Origin of the sequence: Aquitalea aquatica (assembly GCF_013911085.1) — a bacterium.
Classification (GTDB): domain Bacteria; phylum Pseudomonadota; class Gammaproteobacteria; order Burkholderiales; family Chromobacteriaceae; genus Aquitalea; species Aquitalea aquatica.
Genome location: NZ_JACERN010000017.1, coordinates 89,412 through 113,177 on the forward strand (window position 1 = coordinate 89,412; position 23,766 = coordinate 113,177).

General features: G+C 56.2%; 25 protein-coding genes. 11 read left to right on the top strand and 14 right to left on the bottom strand.

All coding sequences use genetic code 11. The features are described 5' to 3' along the window. Positions 1–219: 219 nt before the first annotated feature. From H2Z84_RS04825 to speB, 4 genes are all read right to left on the bottom strand, one after another. Entirely contained in the window at positions 220–1,701 is a 1,482-nt protein-coding gene (locus H2Z84_RS04825; protein ID WP_181834963.1) for a purine-cytosine permease family protein, read from the bottom strand. Positions 1,702–1,773: 72 nt separating this feature from the next. Beyond that, on the bottom strand, positions 1,774–3,231 hold the full coding sequence (locus H2Z84_RS04830) for an aldehyde dehydrogenase family protein (protein WP_220272702.1): 1,458 nt from the start codon (positions 3,229–3,231) through the stop codon (positions 1,774–1,776). Further along, positions 3,228–3,629, bottom strand: coding sequence for a YybH family protein (locus tag H2Z84_RS04835; protein ID WP_220272703.1), 402 nt, complete (start codon positions 3,627–3,629; stop codon positions 3,228–3,230). The genes H2Z84_RS04830 and H2Z84_RS04835 overlap by 4 nt, the downstream gene beginning before the upstream one ends. A gap of 14 nt (positions 3,630–3,643) precedes the next feature. After that, on the bottom strand, positions 3,644–4,597 hold the full coding sequence (gene speB, locus H2Z84_RS04840; protein ID WP_181834965.1) for an agmatinase: 954 nt from the start codon (positions 4,595–4,597) through the stop codon (positions 3,644–3,646). A 171-nt stretch (positions 4,598–4,768) separates the two neighbouring features. Here speB and H2Z84_RS04845 point away from each other — a divergent pair, with 171 nt between their 5' ends. Both H2Z84_RS04845 and H2Z84_RS04850 read left to right on the top strand, forming a co-directional pair. Beyond that, entirely contained in the window at positions 4,769–5,671 is a 903-nt protein-coding gene (locus H2Z84_RS04845) for a LysR family transcriptional regulator (protein ID WP_181834966.1), read from the top strand. A gap of 549 nt (positions 5,672–6,220) precedes the next feature. Beyond that, positions 6,221–6,835 (top strand): outer membrane protein, encoded by a 615-nt coding sequence (locus tag H2Z84_RS04850; protein ID WP_181834967.1) that lies wholly within the window; start codon positions 6,221–6,223, stop codon positions 6,833–6,835. Between the two features lie 150 nt (positions 6,836–6,985). On the opposite strand, the gene H2Z84_RS04855 is transcribed toward H2Z84_RS04850, so the two are convergent. From H2Z84_RS04855 to H2Z84_RS04870, 4 genes are all read right to left on the bottom strand, one after another. After that, on the bottom strand, positions 6,986–7,420 hold the full coding sequence (locus H2Z84_RS04855; protein ID WP_181834968.1) for a PNPOx family protein: 435 nt from the start codon (positions 7,418–7,420) through the stop codon (positions 6,986–6,988). A 62-nt stretch (positions 7,421–7,482) separates the two neighbouring features. Beyond that, positions 7,483–8,199 carry a DUF554 domain-containing protein gene (locus H2Z84_RS04860; RefSeq protein ID WP_181834969.1) on the bottom strand — a complete coding sequence of 239 codons (717 nt, stop codon included), beginning with the start codon at positions 8,197–8,199 and terminating at the stop codon, positions 7,483–7,485. Positions 8,200–8,211: 12 nt separating this feature from the next. After that, entirely contained in the window at positions 8,212–8,838 is a 627-nt protein-coding gene (locus H2Z84_RS04865) for a UbiX family flavin prenyltransferase (protein WP_181834970.1), read from the bottom strand. Between the two features lie 10 nt (positions 8,839–8,848). Beyond that, complete coding sequence (locus H2Z84_RS04870; RefSeq protein ID WP_181834971.1) at positions 8,849–10,336, bottom strand: UbiD family decarboxylase; 1,488 nt, start codon at positions 10,334–10,336, stop codon at positions 8,849–8,851. A 188-nt stretch (positions 10,337–10,524) separates the two neighbouring features. On the opposite strand from H2Z84_RS04870, the gene H2Z84_RS04875 reads away from it, so the two are divergent. The 3 genes from H2Z84_RS04875 to H2Z84_RS04885 are packed head-to-tail and all read left to right on the top strand — an operon-like array spanning position 10,525 to position 13,304. After that, positions 10,525–11,424: a LysR family transcriptional regulator gene (locus H2Z84_RS04875; RefSeq protein WP_181834972.1), complete on the top strand. Its 900-nt coding sequence runs from the start codon at positions 10,525–10,527 to the stop codon at positions 11,422–11,424. A gap of 21 nt (positions 11,425–11,445) precedes the next feature. After that, complete coding sequence (ribB, locus tag H2Z84_RS04880; protein ID WP_309545436.1) at positions 11,446–12,129, top strand: 3,4-dihydroxy-2-butanone-4-phosphate synthase; 684 nt, start codon at positions 11,446–11,448, stop codon at positions 12,127–12,129. Then, positions 12,126–13,304: a porin gene (locus H2Z84_RS04885; RefSeq protein WP_181834973.1), complete on the top strand. Its 1,179-nt coding sequence runs from the start codon at positions 12,126–12,128 to the stop codon at positions 13,302–13,304. The genes ribB and H2Z84_RS04885 overlap by 4 nt, the downstream gene beginning before the upstream one ends. A gap of 220 nt (positions 13,305–13,524) precedes the next feature. Here the strand turns inward: H2Z84_RS04885 and H2Z84_RS04890 are convergent, their stop codons facing one another. Continuing rightward, positions 13,525–14,769 carry a DUF1479 domain-containing protein gene (locus tag H2Z84_RS04890; RefSeq protein ID WP_181834974.1) on the bottom strand — a complete coding sequence of 415 codons (1,245 nt, stop codon included), beginning with the start codon at positions 14,767–14,769 and terminating at the stop codon, positions 13,525–13,527. Between the two features lie 91 nt (positions 14,770–14,860). Between H2Z84_RS04890 and H2Z84_RS04895 the strand changes: the two genes are divergently transcribed. Both H2Z84_RS04895 and sgrR read left to right on the top strand, forming a co-directional pair. Continuing rightward, complete coding sequence (locus H2Z84_RS04895; RefSeq protein ID WP_181834975.1) at positions 14,861–15,805, top strand: helix-turn-helix domain-containing protein; 945 nt, start codon at positions 14,861–14,863, stop codon at positions 15,803–15,805. A gap of 252 nt (positions 15,806–16,057) precedes the next feature. Next, positions 16,058–17,749: an HTH-type transcriptional regulator SgrR gene (sgrR, locus tag H2Z84_RS04900; RefSeq protein WP_181834976.1), complete on the top strand. Its 1,692-nt coding sequence runs from the start codon at positions 16,058–16,060 to the stop codon at positions 17,747–17,749. A 45-nt stretch (positions 17,750–17,794) separates the two neighbouring features. Here the strand turns inward: sgrR and panB are convergent, their stop codons facing one another. Then, positions 17,795–18,676, bottom strand: coding sequence for a 3-methyl-2-oxobutanoate hydroxymethyltransferase (panB, locus tag H2Z84_RS04905; RefSeq protein WP_181834977.1), 882 nt, complete (start codon positions 18,674–18,676; stop codon positions 17,795–17,797). A gap of 130 nt (positions 18,677–18,806) precedes the next feature. Then, a complete protein-coding gene (locus H2Z84_RS04910) occupies positions 18,807–19,424 on the bottom strand; it encodes a LysE family translocator (protein ID WP_181834978.1) in 618 nt (205 codons plus the stop codon). Between the two features lie 234 nt (positions 19,425–19,658). Between H2Z84_RS04910 and H2Z84_RS04915 the strand changes: the two genes are divergently transcribed. Next, positions 19,659–20,129, top strand: coding sequence for an Lrp/AsnC family transcriptional regulator (locus tag H2Z84_RS04915; protein WP_181834979.1), 471 nt, complete (start codon positions 19,659–19,661; stop codon positions 20,127–20,129). Between the two features lie 17 nt (positions 20,130–20,146). Here the strand turns inward: H2Z84_RS04915 and H2Z84_RS04920 are convergent, their stop codons facing one another. Next, complete coding sequence (locus H2Z84_RS04920) at positions 20,147–20,836, bottom strand: LysR substrate-binding domain-containing protein (RefSeq protein WP_181834980.1); 690 nt, start codon at positions 20,834–20,836, stop codon at positions 20,147–20,149. A 57-nt stretch (positions 20,837–20,893) separates the two neighbouring features. Further along, positions 20,894–20,989, bottom strand: coding sequence for a LysR family transcriptional regulator (locus H2Z84_RS04925; protein ID WP_181834981.1), 96 nt, complete (start codon positions 20,987–20,989; stop codon positions 20,894–20,896). 135 nt (positions 20,990–21,124) lie between these two features. Between H2Z84_RS04925 and H2Z84_RS04930 the strand changes: the two genes are divergently transcribed. Further along, on the top strand, positions 21,125–21,544 hold the full coding sequence (locus tag H2Z84_RS04930; RefSeq protein ID WP_181834982.1) for a nuclear transport factor 2 family protein: 420 nt from the start codon (positions 21,125–21,127) through the stop codon (positions 21,542–21,544). 414 nt (positions 21,545–21,958) lie between these two features. On the opposite strand, the gene H2Z84_RS04935 is transcribed toward H2Z84_RS04930, so the two are convergent. Beyond that, positions 21,959–22,738 (bottom strand): XRE family transcriptional regulator, encoded by a 780-nt coding sequence (locus tag H2Z84_RS04935; RefSeq protein ID WP_258869295.1) that lies wholly within the window; start codon positions 22,736–22,738, stop codon positions 21,959–21,961. 142 nt (positions 22,739–22,880) lie between these two features. On the opposite strand from H2Z84_RS04935, the gene H2Z84_RS04940 reads away from it, so the two are divergent. Then, positions 22,881–23,198, top strand: a complete 318-nt coding sequence (locus tag H2Z84_RS04940) for a helix-turn-helix domain-containing protein (RefSeq protein WP_181834983.1) — start codon at positions 22,881–22,883, stop codon at positions 23,196–23,198. 61 nt (positions 23,199–23,259) lie between these two features. Continuing rightward, positions 23,260–23,733: a hypothetical protein gene (locus tag H2Z84_RS04945; protein ID WP_181834984.1), complete on the top strand. Its 474-nt coding sequence runs from the start codon at positions 23,260–23,262 to the stop codon at positions 23,731–23,733. Positions 23,734–23,766 lie beyond the last annotated feature (33 nt).

Below are 23,766 nucleotides of genomic sequence, written 5' to 3' on the forward strand. Positions count from 1 at the left end.
CTTTCATGGTGAAGATTGGCACCATGGCAATTTCAGCCATTGTGCATTTCAACGGGATCCGACTGCACAGCGGCCGTTTGCTAGGGTCTGTTCGCACGGCACACTGCGAGGTGAATCGCCCGAACGTCGCTAGCCATTCTTGCGCTGTTGGTGGGCTGCCCCGTTCAACAAGCAGCCCCCTTGCCATCGCCCATACCGACTAAGCAAGAGCCCGCTTCATCATGTACGTACAGCCACCGCCTCGCTGTGATGCACAGCTGCCGGACTGAGCGGAACATGGCCCAACGCCCATTCACTGGATTGGATGGCATCTTCTTCCCGGCTGGCATCCTGCCAGCGCATCAGCAGTGCATAACTGATGGCCGACACCAGCAAGCCTACCAGCCAGCCGATATCCACACCGCCAATCAAGCGTGCGACAGGCCCGGTATACACGTCCGGCAACACAAAGAAGGGAATGGTGGCAACAAAGCCAATGGTGTAGGCAATCAGTCCGTTCCAGCCCCAACTACCGTAAATGCCATTGGGCGTGAACAGATGGGTGATGGCATAGCGACCACGACGAACCAGGAAGTAGTCCACCAGATTCACTGCTGTCCAAGGCACCAGCAGGTAAAGCATGATAGTCAGCGCGGCAAACAGCATGCTGATGGCGTTGACGCTGGTGGCCAGTGCAATGCCGCCCCACAGCAGGGTCAGCGCCACGATCACCACCACACGCAAACGGCGTGTAGGTTGCAGCTTGCGCAGCGAGTCCAGCGCGGTCAGCACCGTCAACATGCCGCTATAGGCATTCAGGCCCATGGTGGCCACCATGGCGGCAATCGACGACAGCGCAATCAGTGCACCAAAGCCCTGGAATATCGCGTTACCTGAAGTGTACAAGGCGACCAGGCCATCCGATGCCCCCAACCGGGTAGCCAGCCAGGCACCCAGAATGATCAGCCAGATGGCCGATGAAGCTGCACCACAGAACACCGCCGCAATGATGGAGCGGGCGGGGGTATGGCGTGGCAGATAGCGTGAATAGTCCGACACATAGGGCGCGTAGGTGATGTTGTAGCTGGCGCTGGCAGCGATCTGCGCGGCAAAGGCCACCCAGGTAAACCCATTGCTAGTGGGCACCTTGCCACCGGCTGCGCCCAGCAGGATGGCAATGGTCAGAATGATGTACAGCGGCAGGCTCAGGTAGAAAATCCATTTGAACACCCGGTGCAACCAGTCGTGGCCATAAATCGCCAGCAACATGCCGATCAAAGAAGTCACCACCGTGATACTGACCTCACTCCAGCCGAAGATGCCATGCAGGCCGCTGGCCATCAGCACCACATCCACCACATTGAAGCCGACAAAGGTGAACAGGGTACCGATCAGCACCAGTGCCACACCGCGATAGCCAAACTGAGCACGTGACTGAATCATTTGCGGCAAACCCATTTCAGCCCCTTGCGAAGCATGAAAGGCCATGAACAAGGTGCCAAACAAAATGCCGATGATGCCGCCCAGCGCGGTATAGCCCAGCGACAGCCCCATGCTGGGGCCGATAAAACCGATCGCGATGGTGAAAAACTGAAAATTCCCCAGGAACCAGAATGGCCCCTGATCCCGCACTTTGCCGTGGCGCTCGTTTTCCGGCACATAGTCGATTGAGCGCACCTCGATACCGCCAAGCGGCAGCGGGCTGCTTGCTGTTTGTTTCATCTGATTTCTCCATGCAGACTGAAAGGGCCGCCCCGCTTATGGATGCAGGTGTCGGCCAGCTGGTTTGCCACCTCAGGTAGCGCTGTTGCAAACGATGTGTCTTACCTCCTGGAAAGAACGCAGCCCCCACGGGCCCAACTCGCGGCCGATACCGCTACGCTTGAAGCCACCCCAGGCGGTTTGCGGAAAGATGAGCTGAGGCGTACCCAGCCAGACCATACCCACATCAAGCTGTTCGGCCAGTTGCCGACTGCGGGCGGCATCACTCCCGACCACCGTGGCTACCAGACCATAATCACTGTCATTGGTCAGCCGGATGGCTTCGGCATCGTCACGGAAGCTGCGGATGCAGGCCACCGGACCAAATATTTCTTCACGCCACAGCAGGCTGTCGCCAGGTAAATCGATAAACAAGGTAGGGCCGACAAAGCAACCCGGTCGGCTTTCTGCCTGCAGGCGTCCGTCACACAGCAGTCGCCCACCCTCAGCCACACCACGGTGAATGAAACCCACAACACGCTGTTGCTGGGCGTGGCTGATCAGTGGCCCCATTCCGGTACTGGCGTCGTCAGGCCCGCCGACTTGAATGGCCCTTACCGCCTGCTGCATGGCATCCAAAAATGCCGGGTACAAGGATTGCTGCACCAGAATGCGAGAAGTGGCAGAGCACATCTGCCCGGCATTGAAATAGGCCCCGGCTACCGCCAGCGCCACCGCCTGTGGCAGGTCAGCATCATCCAGCACGACCAATGCCGACTTGCCACCCAACTCCAGACTCACCCGCGCCATGCGATCGGCTGCGCTATGCATCACCGCCTGGCCGGTTTTGTTACTGCCAGTGAAAGACAATTTGGCAATGCCAGGATGTCCTGCCAATGCCGCACCGGTTTCACCGCCACCACATACCAGGTTCACCACCCCCTCCGGCAGACCCGCTTCTTGCAACAGCTTGAGCAGGGAAATTTCCGCCAGCGGCGTCAGTTCCGATGGTTTCAGTACCACGGTGCAACCCGCTGCCAGTGCCGGAGCCAGCTTCCAGCTGCTGGTCACCATGGGGAAATTCCACGGCACGATCAGGCCAACCACGCCAACCGGCAGCAGTTGCACACTGGCGGCAAAGGCCGGGTCTGGCAGCTGCACTTCCTGGGAAAATAGCGCCTGCTGCATGCAGCAGGTGGCATAGTAATCAAAGGTGGCCACCACATCAGCCACATCAAGTTCCGCTTCAGCTTGCGGCTTGCCGCTGCACTGCATCTGCAGTTGTACCAGCGGTGAGCCTGCAGCCTCGATCAGACGGGCCATCCTCTCCAGCAGCCTGCCACGCGCTGCAGCCGGTGTACTGCGCCAGCCTGGCAAGGCCGCGCTGGCAGCACGAACAGCGTCGTCCAGCATGGTCACGTCGGCAGTCGATACCGTCGCATACGGTTGGCCACTGACAGGATCAATCAGCGACAACGGGCTGCCCATTCCATCCAGCCATTGCCCATTGATATGGACTCCACGTACTGACTGCATCTCGGATTTGCTCATGCACAACCCTCCGGCAGCGGCGACAGGTGCTCGTGCACAGCCAGCCAGCCGCCAGCAACATCCTGGCGGAAGAGGATGCTTTCGCGCTCTTGCAGTTGCTGTGTCACGCCTTCCAGCTGCACGGTAGTTCTTACCCGGTGCGTAAACAGCGCCAGCGTGCCCAGCCATTGCACATGATGGTCCGATGACTGACATGCCAGTACGCGAAAGCCCGCCTCTGCCTCCCAGGTTTGCCACAGAGCCTGATAAGCAGCACGGTTTTCCAGACGCACCGGGTGGTTATGAAACAGAAAGCTGGCATCTTCAGCAAACGCAGCAAAGTAAGCCGACACGTCGTGACGACCAAAGGCATCAACCAGTGCGCTGGCCGCCTGCAAAATGGCTTGATCTGTAGACAAGGTGCTCTCCTGCATCAGTCGCGATACTGCACACCAGGCAGCACGCACAGCATTTCAAAAGCAAGGTTCGCACCCAGCAAGGCGGTGGTGCCGAACGGGTCATAAGGTGGAGAAACCTCCACCAGATCAGCGCCCACCAGATTGACACCACGCAGGCCACGGATGATCTCCAGTGCCTGCGGCACGGTAAGGCCGGCGATTTCCGGCGTGCCGGTGCCCGGAGCAAAGGCCGGGTCGATGCCGTCAATGTCAAAGCTAAGGTAAACCGGGCGGTCGCCCATCATCTCCCGCACCTGCTGCATCAAACCCACCAGCGACTTGCCCCAGCATTCCTCTGCCTGCACCACACGAAAACCTTGCTGGCGGCACCAGTCAAAGTCCTCGGCAGCATAGCCGGTGCCACGCAGGCCAATCTGGATCACGCGCTGACAATCCAGCAGCCCCTCTTCCACCGCGCGGCGAAACGGCGTGCCGTGGGCAATTTTTTCGCCGAACATGGTGTCGTTGACATCGGCATGGGCATCTACATGCACTACGCCCACCTTGCCGTATTTGGCATGCATGGCGCGCAGAATCGGCAACGCAATGGTGTGATCGCCCCCCAGGGTAATTGGCCGGCAGCCATTGGCCACAATCTGCTGATATGCCGCTTCGATACGCTGGATAGAATCGTGGATGTTGAAGGGGTTACTGGCGACATCACCAATGTCGGCAATTTGCAGTGAATCAAACGGTGCGGCACGCGTAGCCATATTGTAGGGACGCAACAGCACCGATTCGGCGCGGATCTGCCGCGGGCCAAAACGGGTGCCAGTGCGGTTAGACGTGCCCAAGTCAAACGGCACACCAACAAAACAGGCATCCAGCCCGGATGTGTCCTCTTGCTGCGGCAAGCGCATCATGCTGGCGATGCCGCCAAAGCGCGGCATGTCATTTCCGCCTTGCGGCTGATTAAAAGCAAACTCCATTACACAACTCCCTCTACATCGAAAGTGACCGAAATGCCAGGATCGGCTTTTTTCGCTAGTATGCGAGCTGGAATTTTTTATTAAACAGCGAAAACGCCATGTTTACATTGGTGCACAGCGATGTATTAAGCCGTGCATGGAATGGCGCGTATTCACCAGAAAGGTGCAACCATGTTGCGAACCATCAGTGACCTGGACTTACGCCTGTTGCGGGTGTTTCTGTCAGTGGTAGAGGCCGGTGGCGTCACCCCGGCGCAGAGCATGCTTAATGTGGGGCAATCCACCATTAGCGCCCAGCTCTCCACGCTGGAAACCCGGCTGGGCTACCGCCTGTGCGAGCGTGGCCGCAGTGGCTTCAGGCTCACGGCACGTGGCGAACGCATGGTGGTCCTGGCACGTCAGTTACTGGATACCGTGGATGATATTGGTGAGCAGGCACGCAATATGGGACGTCAGTTGGTGGGTACACTGAACCTGGGGCTGATAGGACATACACCCACCAGCCACAATGCCCGTATCAGCGAGGCGATTGCCCGCTTCAAAACGCGCAGCCAGGCGGTGCGCTTCGCCATTTCGGTGCGGGCACCAGGCGAGTTAGAAGAAAAATTGCTGAGCGGGGAGATTGATGTCGCAGTGGGTTATTTCTGGCACCGGGTGCCCAGCCTTAGCTACACTCAGCTGTTTGTTGAGCGGCAGATTGCCTACTGCGCAGCCGGGCACCCTCTATTTGACAATGCAGGCCACACAACACGGGAGCAAGCAATCCAGCATGAATGGGCATGGCGTAGCTACCCGCTACCGGAAGCCCGACTGCAGCTCCCCCCCAGCTGCATTACCGCCCAGGCGGACAATATGGAAGCGGTGGCAGTATTCATTCTATCCGGCCATCACTTGGGCTTTTTACCCGAACACTTTGCCCGCCCACACGTGGAACAAGGCCTGCTCAAACCATTGGATGCTAAGGAATTCTTCTACGAAGTACCTTTCCACATGGTGACCCGCAAACTGAACCGCCATGGTGATGTACTGACTGCCTTTATCGAAGATCTTATCAGCGCTCATATGGATGCTTGATTATTCAAACCAAACCGCCCCATTTCCCAATGATAGTCCGTGAGCCTTACTGGACAACGTGCCAATATTCTAAATATGCCGATTTTTACTTGATTTACGCGATCAGACTTCATATTGACGACAATAATCCCACCCGCCACAAGTAGTTGGATATTTCCCCGTCAACAACTGTTGATAGCCAACGACTCCCATTTCTTGATAGCAATCAATATTCATTCGCTCTGAGTAGTTCTACTAAGTTAAAAAATTCATAAAAGCTGTTAAATTTTTTACCACTTCACGGTTTGTAAAAATAGTAGATAGTACTGCGCACAAAAAGAGCAAGATGGCAGGTTACATATCAGCCATGAACATCTCGCGGTACTGAGCAGCTTGATTGACAAGGGATGAGGCAACAATCCCTGAGGGAGTAGGTCGAAAGCTATCAGTCGGTAGTAGCCAGTCAGGAAGCTGTACTACAGGCACGGTCATACTCTTTCAGGTAGCCGAGAGACGCCAATGACGTATACATTGGTAATTTTTTAACTGTGCTTATTTTGAGATGCCAAGATGAAGTTTGCTAATTTTTGTTTGTCTGCTGTCGCGTTGTGTTGCATGTCAACAGCCTTTGCTGCAGAAGGTAACTTTACAGGTGCCTCCCTCAGCCTTGGTCTGGGTACGTCGAGTAACAAGGTTGAGTATGGTGGTTTCCTGAACGGTCAATCCAGTTCAAAAACCGATTTGGCTTCCGACTTGCAATTCAATTACGGCATTGCGGCCGGCAACAACTGGGTTATTGGTCTGGGTGCGAGCTATGATTTGAATGATCGCAAATTTGGTGCGGTGAACTACACCGACGGTGGCCAACAAACGGTGAATGTGAAGCTGAAAGAGCATTGGTCTCTGTTTGTTACTCCAGGCTATCTGGTACAGCCGGATCTATTGGTGTACGGCAAACTAGCTTATCACTCCGCTAAAGCGGACATCCACGATACGGATGTCGGCAATGGGACGAGTAACCATCAGGGCGTTGGTTATGGTATTGGCGTGAGTTATGCACTTACTCGTGCTGTTGAATTGGGTGCTGAAGTGCAGTATGTCAGTCTGAGCCGTGAGTCCGCGAATCTCTCGAATGGCAAGCCTTCGTTTACAGAAGCGATGGTGCGCCTGGGCTATCGTTTCTGAGCAACTGAACTAGCGTTTCTGTAGCCTTGAGCGCCCTTGCCCCAGCACCTGCTGGGGCATTTTCATGCACATATCTAGGATATATGTCACTTTGGATTGACCTATGCACCGCAGCTGCTCGTCATTGCCGATGGGTGACTGAAGTGGAGCTCATTCAGCAGACGGTCGTTCCCAGCACATTTTCTGGGCGAATACATAGTGGTTGTCTGTGTACTTGACCCCATCCAACCGGATTGCCCAGACATCGGTACGTTTAAGCATGGCCAAAGGATGGCGACGGGTGTAAATGCCCAAAGCATCCTGCCGGGGAATACCATCCAGCAGCTCGGCATGTGCAGTGAATTGCAGGCCACGGATCTCCCGCAAATGCTGCGGCTGCTGTGCCACTGTGCCGGCCAGCTTGGGCTGGATCAGCATTTGCTGGCCATGCCGTGTGGTTTGACTGGTCAGGACAATCAATCTCGCTTGCTCCGTATCCAGTGCATAAAAGCAGCTTGCGGCCCACAGCCCCTCATCATCCTTTATCGCCAGACTGACAACATGGTTCTGAACCAGAAATTCCTGAATCTTGTCAGGTAGCATCATGTTCTCCGGGTATGAACAACCGCACTCTCCAGCCATGGCGAGTGCGGTTGTTGCTTGCACGATCAGGCAATATAACTGGCCCACAGGAAGGAGAATGGCATCACCAGCAGCAGGGCCGGTAGCATATTGGCCACGGGAAACATCTTGATGCCGCAGATCCGCAGGCCGGTCGCCAGCATGATCAAGCCGCCAGCTGCCGAGAAGTCCGCCATCATGCTGGCCGTGGTCAGTGGCATGATCAGCGTTGCCAGCGTTGCCAGCGCCAGTTGAATCATGATTTGCGGCACGGCAATGGTTGCCACGGCATAGCCAAGCGATGTGGCGAAGATGGCCGAGGTAAACAGGTCAAGAATGGTCTTGATGTACAGGATGGACGGGTCGCCCGTCATGCCTTCGTGCATCGCCCCGAAAATGCCGGTACCACTGGCACAAAACAGCACCAGGATGGCTACGAACTTGTCCATGAACTCCTCTTGGGACAAGCCCTGGCGTGGCGGTATCACCTTATCGATAAAGCCACGGGTGGCTCCCGCCATTTTGCCAAGCCCGCGCTCAACCCCCAGCATCTCCCCGATAACCGCCCCCAGCACCATGGCCAGTACCACCGCAGGCATGAATTTCACCTTCACGATCAGCATGGCCCCCAGCCCCATCGAGGCCAGGCCGAATGTCTGCGGCAATGCATTGCGCAAACGCTCCGGGAGTCGGCTTCCCAGAAAAGCCCCCACGATGCCACCAATGGTGACAACTGATCCGTTTACATAGGGTCCGATCAACATGGCTGTATACCTCTAGTTTTGTGTTGCCCAGGCCTGCTCATGGCTGGCCGGGCTGCTCGCAGAGTGACCGAATGCAGGCTCCCCCCATCTGGGCAGGCTTTTGACCTCCAGATCGAACAGATCCAATGCCCGACCCACGCTGTGGGTAATGACATCGTCCAGCGACTGTGGTCGCTGATACAGGGCAGGAACCGGCGGGAAAATGATGCCTCCCATTTCGGTGACTTTGCGCATATTGTCCAAGTGAGCCAGATTCAACGGCGTTTCCCTGGCCATCAATACCAGCCGGCGTCGGTCTTTCAACACGACATCAGCGGCACGGGTCAGCAGATTGTCCGTCATGGCATGTGCGACAGAGGCAAGTGTTCGCATGGAACACGGCGCAATCAGCATCCCCAGCGTCTTGAACGAACCGCTGGCGATCGAAGCTCCCAGATTAGCCAGCGGGTGAACCACGTCGGCCATACTCAAGACTTCTTCTTTCTGGTAGTCGGTTTCCAACGTTCGGGTCATTTCCGCCCCGCGTGAAATCACCAGATGGACCTCGACATCCATGGCCTGCAGCAATTGCAAAGCCTTGTAGCCATACTGGAAACCGGTCGCTCCACTGATGCCGACGATAATGCGCCGTGTACTCATGATTTACCCCTTATTCGAAATCAGGCAGAAAGCGCTTAACATCAACCTCTTTGAATCTGGAACGCTCAAAGTGCGATTTCAGATCGAAGGGCACCGTGCAGTCGAAGATGGTTTTGCACGAAGTGCCCGCCTGACGGATGCTGGGACTGAATGCCGGAATCTGCGAAGGATCCAGCGGATGGCAACGTACGCCCGGTATGAAGACCGTGCTGACATCACCCTGATAGCGGGTTTGCATGGCCCACAGCACATCGTCGGTATCGAAGATGTCGACATCTTCATCAACCAGAATCACATGCTTCAGCTCCGGGAAGGCCGAGAATGCCAGCAAGGCGGCCTGACGCTGGCGCCCTTCATCCGCGGGCCCGGATTTTTTGAACTGCAGCACGGCCAGAAACTTGCCGCCACCAGACGAGTGAGCAAATACATTCAGCAATTTGCCCGGCATGGCGCGATCCACCATATCGAGAATGCTGGCCTCGGTAGGAATGCCGGCCAGATTGACGTGCTCCTCGCCCGGGCCCACGGTGGTTTGCAGGATGGGATTGCGCCGGTGGGTAATGGCCTTCACCTTGATCACCGGCAGCGCATCTTTTGATTCGCCGGTATAGCCCGGAAACTCCGGCATGGCTTTGCCGGTATCCGTGTTCTGGTCTTCACGCACCCGCACATTGGGCAGCAGTTCACCTTCAATCACCACCTCGGCATGGGCAATGGCGCGTGCCGGAATGGTCAGGCAGCGTGATAACTCAACCGGGCGACCACGAATGGCACCCGCCACGTTCAGTTCATCAAAACCCAACGGGGTGGTCGGCGGTTCGAAGCAGGCGGCAATCTCGATGGCCGGGTCCACGCCAATGCTGATGGAAATGGGCAGCGGTTTGCCTGCAGCTTCAGCCTTCTGGCGGAAGGCGTCGATATGGCGGCCAGGTGTCAGCCACATCGATAGCTCATCCCGGCTTTGCACGCACAGGCGGTGGATGGTGATGTCGGATTCGCCGGTTTCCGGGTCCGATGCGTAGCACATGCCCATGGTGATGTAGGGGCCGGCATCTTCTTCGGTATTGGTCGGTGCCGGCAGCAGGGTGCGCAGGTCAAAGGACGGGTCGCTGGCATAGTGGACCACCTCCTGACATTGGGCCTTGTCCGGACCCACCTCAACCGGGGCCTGCGGATGCTGCACGGCATCCTTCAGCAAATGTCCCAGCCGCTCAGGCGCGCAGCCCAACAAATGGCCGACACGCTTGCGCGAACCAACCAGGCCAATCACCACCTTGAAGTCCGGGAAGCCCTTCACTTTGTTGAACATCATGACCGGCCCGCCTTTGCGGGTAGGGCGCATGCAGGTACCACCGGCACCAACGTAGCGATATACGCCAGACAGTTCGGCTTCCGGGTCTACCTCAGTATCAGTACTGACAAACTCACCGGGCAGGGATTGCAGCAGTGCCAGCGCAGAGCGCAGGTCGTGTACGGGATGATCGGATTTGCAATGCATGATTTACCTTTCATTACGTCGGTTAGTTGAATTCACCGCGACGAATATAAAGATTTCTGGCCCAGCAAAAAAATACCGTTTTGGTGTGGAAAACCATACCAAAATGGTGTAATCGATTACATTGCAATTTGACTTAAATCAATATTTTAAGCAGTCTAAAAAACCAGAATGCGCCGAAGGAGAATGACATGGATCTAAAACGCTTACGCTATTTTTGCACCGTAGTTGAGCAAGGAAATATTACACATGCCGCACGCATATTAAATATGGCACAGCCACCATTAAGTAAAAGGCTGCACGAACTGGAAGACGAGGTTGGCGTACCTTTATTTTTCCGTAATGGAAGACGCATCGAACCAACGGTAGCAGGGTTTCATCTTTACAAACGGGCGAGTGAAATATTGCGAAGTGTTTCCGATACGGTGATGGAAACCATTGCCTTATCCAAGCAGGAAACAAAGCTGCTACGAATAGGGCTGTCACATTTGTTCCAGTCTTATTTCTCGCCATTGATTATGGAGATAAAGCGGTGTCATCCCGACGTGGAAATTGGCGTAACCGTCTCCGACTCCAGCCATCTGGAAGTGTTATTGAATAATGGCTTGATCGATATCGCACTGATCCAGAAACCTGCTAAAAATGATGGTTTTGATTGCATCACCTTTGCCCCGATCAAAGTGCAGGCCGTCATCAGCAAGAATTTATTGTCCGATCCTGAAAAAAGCGAGATACATCTATCAGAGCTAAGCAACTACCCATTACTTATGTTGCGCAGAGCTAATGGAGCCGGGACTTTCGAATTTCTGCAGGACCATATGCGAAAAGGCGGAGTAGAACCGCATATTGCCATGCATGTTTCTCAACCAGGTCTATTACTGGAGTGGCTGGAGTCAGGCTTACAAGGTGCAGCCTTGCTACCATCTTCTGAAATAAAAACCGAAAAACTGCACCACGCCAAAGCCATGGAAATTTTCCCGGCGCCACAGATATTCTTTCCATCGATTGTGAAATTGACCACTACGTCACACATGAAAGAGCTGATGGATCTTGTCGAGCAAGGTTATCCATTTTTAAACAGTCATTCCTGAATTACTTGCGGGGTTGGTATTGTGCAAGATCTGAAAGCAAGAATATTGGCAGCCATCAATGCATTACGGCGTGGATTGCCTGTCGTCCTGACTGACGACACGGATAGGGAAAATGAAGCGGATCTGGTCATGTCCGCCTGCATGGTGAACACGACCTGGATGGCCAGAATGATTCACGATGGCAGCGGTATTGTCTGCCTCTCCCTGACCCAGGCGCTGGCGGACGCCATGCAGCTACCGCACATGGTGGCGCAGAACCAGAGCAAGGAAGGAACAGCCTTTACCGTCAGTGTGGATGCCCGCTACGGCATCAGCACCGGTGTCAGTGCTGCAGACAGGGTCCACACCATCAGGGCAATCCTGGCCGAACACGCCAGCCCCGGCGATCTGGTTCGCCCTGGCCATGTATTTCCGCTGATTGCCGACCCAGGCGGCGTATTGGTCCGTCGCGGCCATACCGAGGGCAGCGTTGATCTGTGCTTGCTGGCGGGCCTGCCCCCGGCAGCGGTGATCTGCGAACTGATGTGCGAGGACGGCAGCATGCTGACCGGGAGTGCCATTGACGCCTATGCACAGTGCTACCAGCTACCGGTGCTCAGCATCGAAGACATTGCGCTATACCGTAGCCGCTTGCTGGATCAACCCGACCAAACATTGCTCCAGATAGCCCGACCTCAATTCACCACTCCTCCAAGGAATACATGATGTTCAGCCATACCCGCCTGCTTGCAGTGGCCGCGCTGTCGGTCTGTGCTGCAGCAGTACATGCAGAAAACACCAGCGAGAACGTTTCAATTTATGGTTATATCGGTGTCGCCATCGATTCGGCCAGCGCCACTGGCGGTAGCAGCAGCAAGCCGCGTTACACCCGTTTGTCCGATGCCAACTCCCGAATTGGGTTCAAGGGATTCGAAGACCTGGGCAATGGCACCAAAGCCATCTGGCAAGTTGAATCCAGTTTGCGGGATATAACGCAGGGTGGGACCAATGACTGGGGGCAGACAGCCACCCTGGCCAGCCGCAATTCCTTTGTCGGGCTGGAGAACCGGGACTGGGGACGGCTGATTGCAGGCTATAACGATACCGCCTACAAAACCCTGGTGGGCAGTGTCAGTGATTTTGGCATCGATGTAATGGGGAATACCGCGGCGGATACCTGGGGGACCGGGCCTGGTTACTACCAGATTTTCAGCCGAGGAGAGACCCGACTGAAAAACTCCGTTCACTATACTTCGCCTTTGCTTGGCCCCGTGCAGATTGCTGCATCCTATGGCGTGGATGAAACGCGAATCAGCGGCAGTAACAAAACCCGGTTGGACCTGGCGGTCAAGTACAGTAACGGGCCATTCAAACTGGGGTTGGGCTGGGATCATCAAAACGATGTGGCCGGCTATGCCGGTGGGGCCTATGGCTCGCCCAGCACCGCCCCGGGAAAATCGATTGACTACTACAAGTTGATTGCGGCCTGGCAGTTCAGTACGGGTACGCTGCTGGGCGGGGGTATTGAACAGGGCAAATATGACGCAGCCAGTGACAGCAGTACCATGCGACAAACAGCCTGGACTATTGCCATCAGTCAGGCAGTCAGCGAGCGATTCGCACTCAAGGCCTCATGGAACGAGCTGGGTGCCTTGCATCACACCACGCTGGATCAGGCAGATGACTTCAAGGCGCATCAATGGATGGTGGGTGCCAGCTATGCCCTGTCCAGAAAAACCAGCCTCTTCAGTTACTACACAGTCATTCACAATGGCGCGGCCCAAAACGTCAACCTTGGCTTCAGCCCAGTCGTCACCAGTACCAATGCCAGCGACACCGTTGTACTGGCCGATGGCTCTAGCGTGCGCGTGCTAGGTATCGGCCTTGGCACTGCATTCTAGCCATCAGCCATACTACCCGGCAGCACGGGTTTTCTTGTTGCAGACCTGATAGTTTCCGGCTGCTTCCCATGCGGGAGCAGCCGTTATTGCGTCGGGCCCGCGATACCTGCTGCATCTGCCGTACTGGTGCTGAGCCTCCAAAACCAGGAGGGGAAGAATTGCCCGAAGATCAAAAAAAAGCCGCCATAAGGCGGCTTGTACAAGGAGACAAAAGTCATTGCTACAGAATGCCCAGCTGGCGCTCTCCCAATTCAGTCAGGCAGGCTGCACTGCCTCTGTCGATGAAATCCACCTCAAAATGATCCGCCGGGAAATCCGGCGGGCTGCGCCCCTCGAGAAATGCGGGCAGTTGCCGCGCCAGATAAGCATCGTTCTTGGCACATGCGGGAATGGCGGCAATATACATGACGTTGCTCCAGTGACTGCCATGGTGTTCGTCTTCCACCGCATGAATAACGTCGCTATGCCAGAACACAGTGTCGCCCGGCTGCATGGCCGGAATGGATGACAGCGCACCCTCCAGCGCCTGATGCCACTCCGGTTTGATGGAAAGTGCGCGGCCGGGCAAGGCTCCGCACAAATCATCCTCTGGCACATCATCCTGCAAAGCGCGCAACAGGATATAGGCCATCACATTGGCAATCGGCATCAGTTGCAAGGTGCCATCACCGGGGCCTTGCGGCGTCAGCGCAGTCCAGCCCTGAAATGTGCGAAACATCGAGCAGACCGCCGGTGAGGGGATCTCACGCACCGCGGTACGATAAGCGCCATCAAAGGGGTCGTAGTCCTGCCAATTGCCACTAAATACATGGCGATACACTTTGCGGAAATTCTCATCCAGCCAGCGCTCCACCGAGCCGCCATCACAATGCGCAGACAGGCCCAGCGAGGCCGAACCTGGCGGACGTCGCCGCAAGCGGTCGGCATAGCTGGGGACGTGCTCCGGGTCGAAGTGACGCTGGCCCTCGCTTTCATTCAGCCACAGGCGGTTCAGGAACACGCGGGCCCGGGTCAGTGCTGCGGATTGTCTGGCCTCAAGCTGTGGCTTCGACCAATAAACACCATAAATCTGTGGTTTGCTGGATACCAGCTCACCAAAGTACTTGTCTTCTGCACGGTATTTCAGCCGCTCATCCAGATGGTTTTCTGCCAGGTAATGGCCGATTTGCCTATCCCACTCTTCTGCTTCTTCTGCAGCAAATACTCCTCGTATTACACAGGCACCACGCGTCTTGATGGCACGGATAAGACCTGGATCGACCTTGTCCGCTGCGATGTCGGCGTAGTTGATTTCCGGAATGACCGACAGCCCGCGCTTCTTCTCTTCCTGCAAGATGGCGACCTGACGCCGGATGTCTGCTTCTACTTCCCGGAATACTTCACGGTAAGTCGGCAGGGCTGCGCGCAACTGCTGCTTGGCCGCACGGATGGCACCGGGTAAGTCCTCGATGTGCAAGGTATGCATCTTGTTGTCTCCTTTGGGTGGAGAGGCCAGCATAAAACAGGCTGTTTTTCATTTGTGATACGATTCAGCCAAGTTATTTTCCTGATCTGCCATGAAAGCTACATTCGAGCATGTCACCCTGGACGAAGGGTGTTCACTCCGGGTTTATCACCGTCGTCTGCAACATATCCCCTTCGAGTGGCATCACCACCCGGAGTACGAGTTGACGCTGACCATGAACAGCACCGGCAAGCGCTATATCGGCGATTCAATCACTGACTATGGCGACAACGACCTGGTGTTACTGCCGCCGGACCTGCCACATAGCTGGTCGTCCAATACCTCGATTGCGCCCGATCAGGATCAGGTCGCCGTGGTGCTGTGGTTTGATGGTGACTGGGCCAGAAGGTTGGCCAGTTGTTGCCCAGAATACGCCCCGCTACTGCGGCTGATGCGGCATGCCGGTTGTGGTCTGTCGTTTGGTCCTGCTACAGCAGCGCTAATGCAGCAGCGACTGGATGGATTACTGTCTGCACAAGCAAGAAGCAGGCTGATGGCAGCGCTGGATATTCTGTGTTTGTTAGCCGACGAAGCAAGTACGCCGCTGGCTTCACCCACCGCTTTTCAAACCATGGGCAGGCCGTCTGGGCATCAGCCAGAGCGCATCAACCGCATACTGGCCATGATCGATGCGCAATTTGCCCAGTCATTAAGCATCGCGCAGCTGGCCGAGGCAGGTAGTTTGTCGCCGCGCTCATTGCATCGCTATTTCCTGCAGCATCTGGGGGAAAGCGTCAGCCGCTATCTGATGCGTAGCCGCATTGCCCATGCCTGTCAGTTGCTGGTGGATACCCGCCTACCCATTGCCAGCATTGCCCTGCAATCTGGCTATCCGAATATCGCCAATTTCAATCGCCAGTTCCGCAGCCTCAAGCACATGACGCCGCTGCAGTACCGCAAGGCATTTACCGACCAGCCAGCACCGCATACCCAACAGGAGGTGGCATTGCAGCGCAGGCCGCACTCTCTGATGCAGGACAAGTCTGGCGCGGACTAATCGCGCTTAGCTTTGTCAGTGGTCGCGGTGTCCTGCTGCGCGGACACCGGTGGCAGGAACTCCTCCAGCTGCTGCAAGGCCCAGCGGACCTTGCCTCGGTTATCGGGCATTGTCCGGGATAAGTAAGCTGCGTAATAAGCCAGTATGTCTGCTGTTTTCATGGGAGCGCTTCCGCGGCGTGAAGATGCTGTATCTTTGCGCAAAAACAGGCATGATTAAATTGCTGAAATTCATCTGAAAACTTCCCCTTTTATGCACCCAAAACGGCTTACCCAGCAGTACCACAGGCTTTATCAGCACTTTTCCGGGCAAGAGGTGGATACCCGGCTACAGCAATTGGCTGATATTGCCTGCTGCACCCGCAGGCATATGCGCAATGTGCTGAACAGCATGCAACAGCAAGGCTGGCTGGAGTGGCAGGCCCAGGTTGGGCGCGGCGGGCGCTCGCGGCTGCGCTTTTGCTGCAAGCCCGAGAGTCTGCAAAAAGACAGCGCGGTCTTGTTGCTGGAACAGGGAAAAGTGGCGCAGGCACTGGATGTGCTGGGCCATGACCGGCAGGCACTGGCTACCATCCTGCTGCGGCAGCTCGGCCAACATTGGCGAAACAACCGTCAGGTGCTGAGCATCCCCTATTACCGCGCATTGCCCAGCCTGTATCCCGGCACGGCACTGCGCCGCTCCGAGCGCCATCTGGTACGGCAGATTTATAGCGGGCTGACCGCCATGAATGAGGAAAAAGGGGAAGTCGAACCGGATGTGGCACACCATTGGTATCAGCACAGCCCACTGGAATGGCACTTTCATCTGCGGCCCGGCGTGCGCTGGCACGATGGCCGCCTGTTAAGCGTCGAAGATGTCATTCACAGCCTGCTGCGACTTCAACAGCAGCCCTTGTTTGCGCATATTCACACCGTGCAGGCACTTACCCCACGCTGCATCAGCATCAGGCTGAGTGAGCCGGATGAGCGGCTTCCTGCCTTGCTGGCAGACAGTGCGGCATTGCTCTTGCCATCCGGCCATGCGCATGATCCCGATTTTGCCTCGCACCCGGTAGGCTGCGGCCCCTACAAAGTGCTGGCCAACGACACCCTTCACCTGAGCCTGCAGGCTTTTGATGACTACTTTGGTTACCGCGCCTTGCTGGATGAAATTGATATCTGGATGTTGCCCGAGCTGGGTGAGAAGCCACAGTCAGCCCAGCAAGCCTCAGCCGGGCTTGAGGTGCAGGTTTCCCCCATGGCAAGTGCCGAGCAAGCCCATGCCATGGAAGCCGAGCAAGGCTGCTATTTTGTCCTGCTGGATGCGCGCGCGGCGTCCATGCGCAGCACCATCTTGCGCCAGCAGCTATTCCAGCTGCTCTCCCCGCTGTTGTTGATCCAGCACATTCCACTCGCGGTGCGGCAATACTGGACGGTGGCCAGCAGCCTGCTGCCACAATGGTTTCACCTGCTCCAGCAGCGTGAGCCAGCGGGTACGCCTGCGCCTGACACGCTATCGCTCCGTCTGGGCTACCCGGCAGAACAACCTGACTATCCGGCTATTGCCCAGGCGATTCAAAACTGCCTGGCGGCGGTGCAAATCCACCTTTCCTGCCACAGCATTCCCTTTGCCGACTGGCAACAAGGCAGTGGCGGCTTCGATATTTACCTGGGCTCGGTCAACTTCACCAGTGATATCGATTACGCGATTCCAGCATGGCTGTTAGGTACGCCACTGTTACGCAATGCCGCCTTTGCCGACCACCACCCCGCCACCGCAGATTTGCATCGGGCATGGCGCAGCGGCCAGCTGGATGCACGCACGCTCAGCGCGCACATTCTCAGCCGCCACACGTTGCTGCCACTGTTCCACAACTGGCTGCGTCTGCAAGTCAGCGATGGCATGCAGGATTTGAAACTCAACGCGCTGGGCTGGTTTGACTTCAAATCGGCTTGGCATCGCTAATGCCCGGCACTTGGCCGCGCAATCGCACAGCAAGCGGACTGACCATTACCAGGCGTGCAGCGTTTTATCGGGAAACACCCCGTCCTTGACCGCACGGACATAGGCCGCAAAAGCTCCCTGTACATCACCGGCATCGTGCATGAAGTTGCGGACAAATCTGGCCATGCGGCCCAGATTCAGTCCCAACATGTCATGCATCACCAGCACCTGCCCGGCCGTACCGCTGCCAGCACCGATACCGATGGTGGCGCAGGCGTGCATCGCCTGGGTAATGCGGCTGGCCAGTTCGGCCGGCACCATTTCCAGCACCATCATACTGGCACCAGCATCGTCCAGTGCGCTGGCTTCCGCGCGCATTTTGTCCGCCGCAGCGGCCTGCCGGCCCTGTACCCGATAGCCCCCCAGCGCCGAAACGGTTTGCGGTGTCAGCCCAAGGTGGGCGCAAACCGGAATCCCCCGCTCTACCAGAAAAGCCACGATTTCCGTTGTCCAGCCACCGCCCTCCAGCTTCACCATCTGGGCGCCGGCTTGCATCAGCTGAATGGCCGATTCAATCGCCCGATCTTTTGACTGCTGATAAGTGCCAAAGGGAAGGTCGGCAATGATCAGTGCCCGTCCCTCGGTACGCAGCAGGCCTTGAGTAACACACTGGGTGTGATACAGCATGCTCTCAAGGGATACGCCAACCGTGGAGCTTCTCCCCTGGCACACCATACCCAGCGAGTCGCCCACCATCAGACAGTCCACGCCGGCAGCATCGGCAACTGCTGCAAAAGTAGCGTCATAAGCGGTCAGGATGGCGATTTTTTCTCCCTGCTCACGCATCTGGGACAGGCGCAGGGTCGTGATGGGCTTGCGGCCTGGTAGCAGGCCGATAGCCCCTGCACCGTAAGGTGGTGTTGCCGTGTGTGTGTCGGTAGGTGACATGTGTGCGATCTTGAAAAGGTGGAGGATGTGTCAGGTTGCCGGGGGTTGATTCAGCTCGCATACCCGCCTGCTGGCAGCCTTACGGGCAGACAGGCAATGGACGGTGAGCGGGTCCCGACGCAGGAAAGTTTCAACGCAAGATTTGTTCGTAGAGCAATAGCGCGGCAATCACCATCATGGCGATGCCGGATAGGCGACTCACCACCCTGGCTGCACCGGCCTGCGTCCGCAGCACCTTCTGGGCACTGAAACCGACCAGCAGATAAACCACGCTACAACTGAATATGTGTACCAGCCCGAGCATAATGATCTGCACCGGAACAGACCAAGATGCGGCAGGGTTGGTGAACTGCGGCAGTAGGGCCAGAAACAGCAAGAATACCTTTGGATTGAGGCCGCTGACGCAAATGCCTTTCAGCGTCCAATGCAACGCAGAGCGAGATAGCATAGCCTCCCCCGCATGCGCACTTGCAGGATGACGCAGCATGCCGATACCCAGCCATAACAGATAAGCGGCACCCAGCACCGTGAGCAGAGTAAGCGCAAATGGCTGCCGGGCAAGCAGCGCGGCGACACCAGCAGCCACCAGCAGCGTAGCGATCAGATGGCCCACAATCAGCCCGCTGACCGCCGGCACGACAACCTTACCGCGCATGCCAGCAGAAATGGCATAAGCCCAGTCGGCTCCCGGCGTAATGACAAACAGGATGGATACGCCCCAGAAGGCCGCCAACATGGCAAAACTCATGACCATTCCTCCCGGAAAGAATAAGCACCGCCTATACAGGGCAGGTCCTGCTGCGGATATGCGGGAAACAGCATTGGCATTTCACACTCCTCTTGATGCAGTAGCGGTCTTGACTGGCAACGAATGCAGGCAAAAACCGGCCTTGTCTTGGAGATAGAAATACTAGGTGGTCGAGGTTAGAATGTGCTCCCTGGTTTTTGTGTAAAAACCGGAATTTTTGGAAAATTTTTCCTCATGGACAAGATAGACCGCAAGATTCTTGCAGAGCTACAGGCTGATGGCAGTTTATCTGTCACAGAACTGGCAGAGCGCGTTGGCCTGAGCGTGTCCCCCTGCCACCGTCGGGTAAGAGCACTGGAAGAGTCCGGCGCGATCAAGGGCTATCATGCGCACCTTGACCCGGACATGCTGGGCCTGCATTTTTCGGCCCTGGTATTTGTCACGCTCAAGGAAGGTAATCAGCGGGCGGTTGCTGCGTTCGAGGCTTCCCTGCTGGACCTGCCACAGGTGACTCAGGCGCAACGCCTGTTTGGCGATCCTGACTACCTGCTACACGTCATTACGCGAGACCTGCCAGCCTTCCAGCAGCTTTATGATCAGCAGCTATCGTCCCTGCCCAGTGTGCAGCGGCTGACCTCAACCCTGGTCATGAAGAATGTGATTCAGGACCGGCCACTCCCGCTGGCGAATAGCAGCGGTGGATAAGCTGCGGTAGCCGCACCCTATGCCAGGGTAAGCAAGGCCGCAGTCAGCTCGCGCAGTTTGGGGCTGTTGCGGCTGGGCTCGGGCATCACCAGAAAGTAGGCAAGCGCGCAGGTGGTCAAATCTCTAAACGGCATCACCAACTCGCCGCTGGCCAGCCGATCGTGCGCCAGGCGCGGGTCTCCCAGCGCAATGCCGTAGCCCAGCACCGCCGCACCAGTAGCTGACTCCAGCGAATCAAACACCACATGGCGCGCGGTCATTTCTCCGCTGCCATATTGCTGCCACCAGCCTTGCCACGCCTGCTGGCTGGTATCGGCATGAATCAGGCAGTGGTGCTGCATATCAGCCGGGGTGTGCAACTCCAGCGCCATATCCGGGCGACACATCGGGGTAAGGTGCTCGGCAAACAGCCGTTCTGCATGCAGGCCATGCCATTGGCCATCGCCACGCACCAGCATGGCGTCCAGCTCTGCGCCGGTGAAATCGGGGGTATCGCTGATGGAGGTGCTGATGTCGATGCGAATGCCGGGCAGCAACTGTTGCAGGCTGTCCAGCCGAGGCAGGAACCAGCGCAGTGCCAGCGTGGATGGCAGGCGCAGGCGAATCACTTGCTGCTGCGGGCTGGCCAAGCGTGAAAAAGCGGACAGCTCGGCCAATACGCACCGGGCAACCTGTTGGAGCGGTTCGCCTTCCGGACTCAAGTACATGCTGGTGGCGCTGCGCCGAAACAAGGCAAGCAGATAGTACTGTTCCAGTTGCTGGATCTAGCGGCTGACCGCGCCTTGGGTACGGTGCAGCTGGGTGGCTGCGCGCGACAGGCTGCCCAACTGGGCGACGGCGATAAACGCCTGCAATCCCATGATGGATGGCAGGCGTTTGGTCAGATCGCCAAGCGAGTATGCATCCGCTGCATATCCGGCTTCAGAATTTGTCGATATTCGGCTCATGGGCAAATGGCTAAGGGTGGTGGCTCACACCAAACAAGGAATACAGCAATGTCCGGTATCGATACGGCGCAGTTCGCAGCCAGTCTGACAGACTACCTGCACGCACTTGAACAGAGCAATGTGGATGAGGTGGTCGCGCTGTTTGCGCCACAGGCCACCATTTATTCGCCCCTGTTGGGCTGGGTCAGTCCTGCGTCGTTTTATCGCAAGCTGGCCGATGCCTCGGGCAATAGCAAGATCACCCTGCTGGACATCTTCCACAGCAGCCAGGGCAGCCGCCGTGCCACCGCCTATTTTCGGTATGACTGGGTGCTGAAAGACCACAGCACCGTCAGCTTTGATTGCGTGGACGTGTTTGACTTCACTGTTGACGGCCTGATTGAAAAGCTGGTCATCATCTACGACACCCACACCATCCGTGCCGACCTGGGCGATCGCTTTAGCAAGGCTTGCTCCGAAAATGATTAACCCTTTTCAGACCGCTTTAAGCAGTCATTGCCTTGTGTGAGGTCGAATGTCAGTAATGGCCGAAACTCGGACGTGGCCAACTTTTAATGTCATAAACAACAAGAGCACTGACCCTTTGATGGACCAGTGCTCTTGTTGTTCATGCGCAGGACGATCCAAGTCAGCGGTATCTCAGGGGCAGACCCCAGGCCATAGTTGCCTGATTCCCACCAGAAATAGTGTGGTGTGCTGAGGTTAATTGCACAGGGAGGAACCAGCGGGACCAGATGGGATGAAGCGGGATCAGCCGCGCCAGGCAAGCGTTTCAGCCAATCAACCGCCCCAAGGCACCCGCTGTTTAAATTTTGCGAAAGAGTTACACGCGCAAGGCCAGAAATGGCACTTTTAGCAAGTTATTTGCACTGACGTCAGGCGTCAGAGTTGACGGCCAAACCAGACTACGCGGCCAACAACTGCAAAATCGCCGCCAGGATTCGCAGGATCAATCTCAAAGGGCCTGTATGCCTCGTTGGCACTCATGATCTCCAGCTTCCCACCTGGTAGCTTCTGCACCCGCTTAACAAGCAAGTCCCCCTCAATGCGCAGCACATACAGCCCAGTTGTTGGCGATGTGTCTGCGTGATTCACCAGGATGACATCCCTGTCATTCAGAACACCCTCCATTGAATCACCCTTTACCGATAGGACTGATAGGTCCTTGGGGTCAATTCGCAGGAAGTTATCTATCCAGTAGCGCCGGAAAGACATGGAGAAGATGGGCTTTTCACCAGCTACCGCCGCGCCATGCCCTGCTGCAGCCTTGAGATTGTAGCGAGGGATGAAGACAAATTCGTCCAGATCCACGGGATTTCCCAACGTATCGCAGCATTGGCATTGAGAGTCTGATGAAGATGCCACCTTATCAGTAGACCCTTTGCGCATTTCTCCTTCACCAAACAGCAACCAATCAGCCGCAAGACCATATTTTTTGGCATAGATCGAGATCTTTGTCGCATCGGGCTCTCTCTCGCCTGCCTCCCATGCCTGGAATGTTGATAGTGAGACACCAACGACATTGGCAGCCTCAATCCTGGGCACTCCCATAGCCTCTCTAGCCTCTCTAATTCGGCTCCCAAGAGCGGACCGGTTACTTTCAGGTTGATCTAGTGAACCTGAAAGCAACATCTGACCATCAGTACCTGTTTTAGAGTTCATTGCAAGCGCCTGAAAATTAATAGCTTTCTTGGTCAGTGTTTGATTTCACACACACTTAAACCTGAAAACAAGTTGAAAACGGTTGTTAAGTATTCATTTTCAGGTATCATGTGCTCACCTAATCACCGCAAGAGATTAAGAAATGAGCACATCCGCAACCCAAAAAAAACCCGCCGAGGATTGGCACCGGGCGGATATTGTGGCGGCCGTTCGTAAGGCTGGATGGTCTCTTCGCAAGTTGTCTATCGGGGCTGGTTTGAGCCCTAGTGCATTGAATAATGCCTTGGATAGATCGTGGCCAAAAGCAGAAGGAATCATCGCTGCTGCTATTGGCGTTACGCCGGAGACCATCTGGCCAAGCCGCTACGCTAAGCGCCATTTTAAGCCAGTTTTCCCATCCGTTCCCCCTTCATCTGCAAATACCCAAGCGGCATCCCGCTCGGCTGTTGTTGTTGAGTGAATGGTAGGGGTGAGCTGACCAAATGGCCACAACACAGATTCTCTGAGCAAGGAGTCACGCCATGAGAAACCACAGCGGGAAATCCCGCAGACCAACCAGCCTTGCCGAGGCTTTCGATCTTGATGAGGCAAATGCGCTCAAAGCGCATCGACGTCCGCGTAAGCAGATGGAAGAGCTAATGGGAACAAACCGCTCTACCTATGCCCGCTGGGTATCCGACTGTGAGATGCCTGCAGGTCGCCTGCTCCAGTTTGCTGTGCTCTGCGGCTCCGCCAATGTCATTGAGTACCTCGCCATTGCCTGCGGAAAGCTGGTCGTCAGCATTCCAAGCGGGAAAAAGGCCAAAGCTGGCGACCTGGGAGAAATGCAAGCCAATTTCGGTAAGGCCGTGATGCTTCTGGAGCAGTTTTACCGGGGGAAGTCTGAACTGTCGGAAACCCTTGGCGTATTGAATGAAGTTCTCTCGCAGGTGGCATACCACCGCGAGAACGTCATCAAAACAGGCCAGCCGGAACTTGAATTGTTTGGGGACTAAGCATGGCCCAAGCCGAACTCAAAACTCACTACA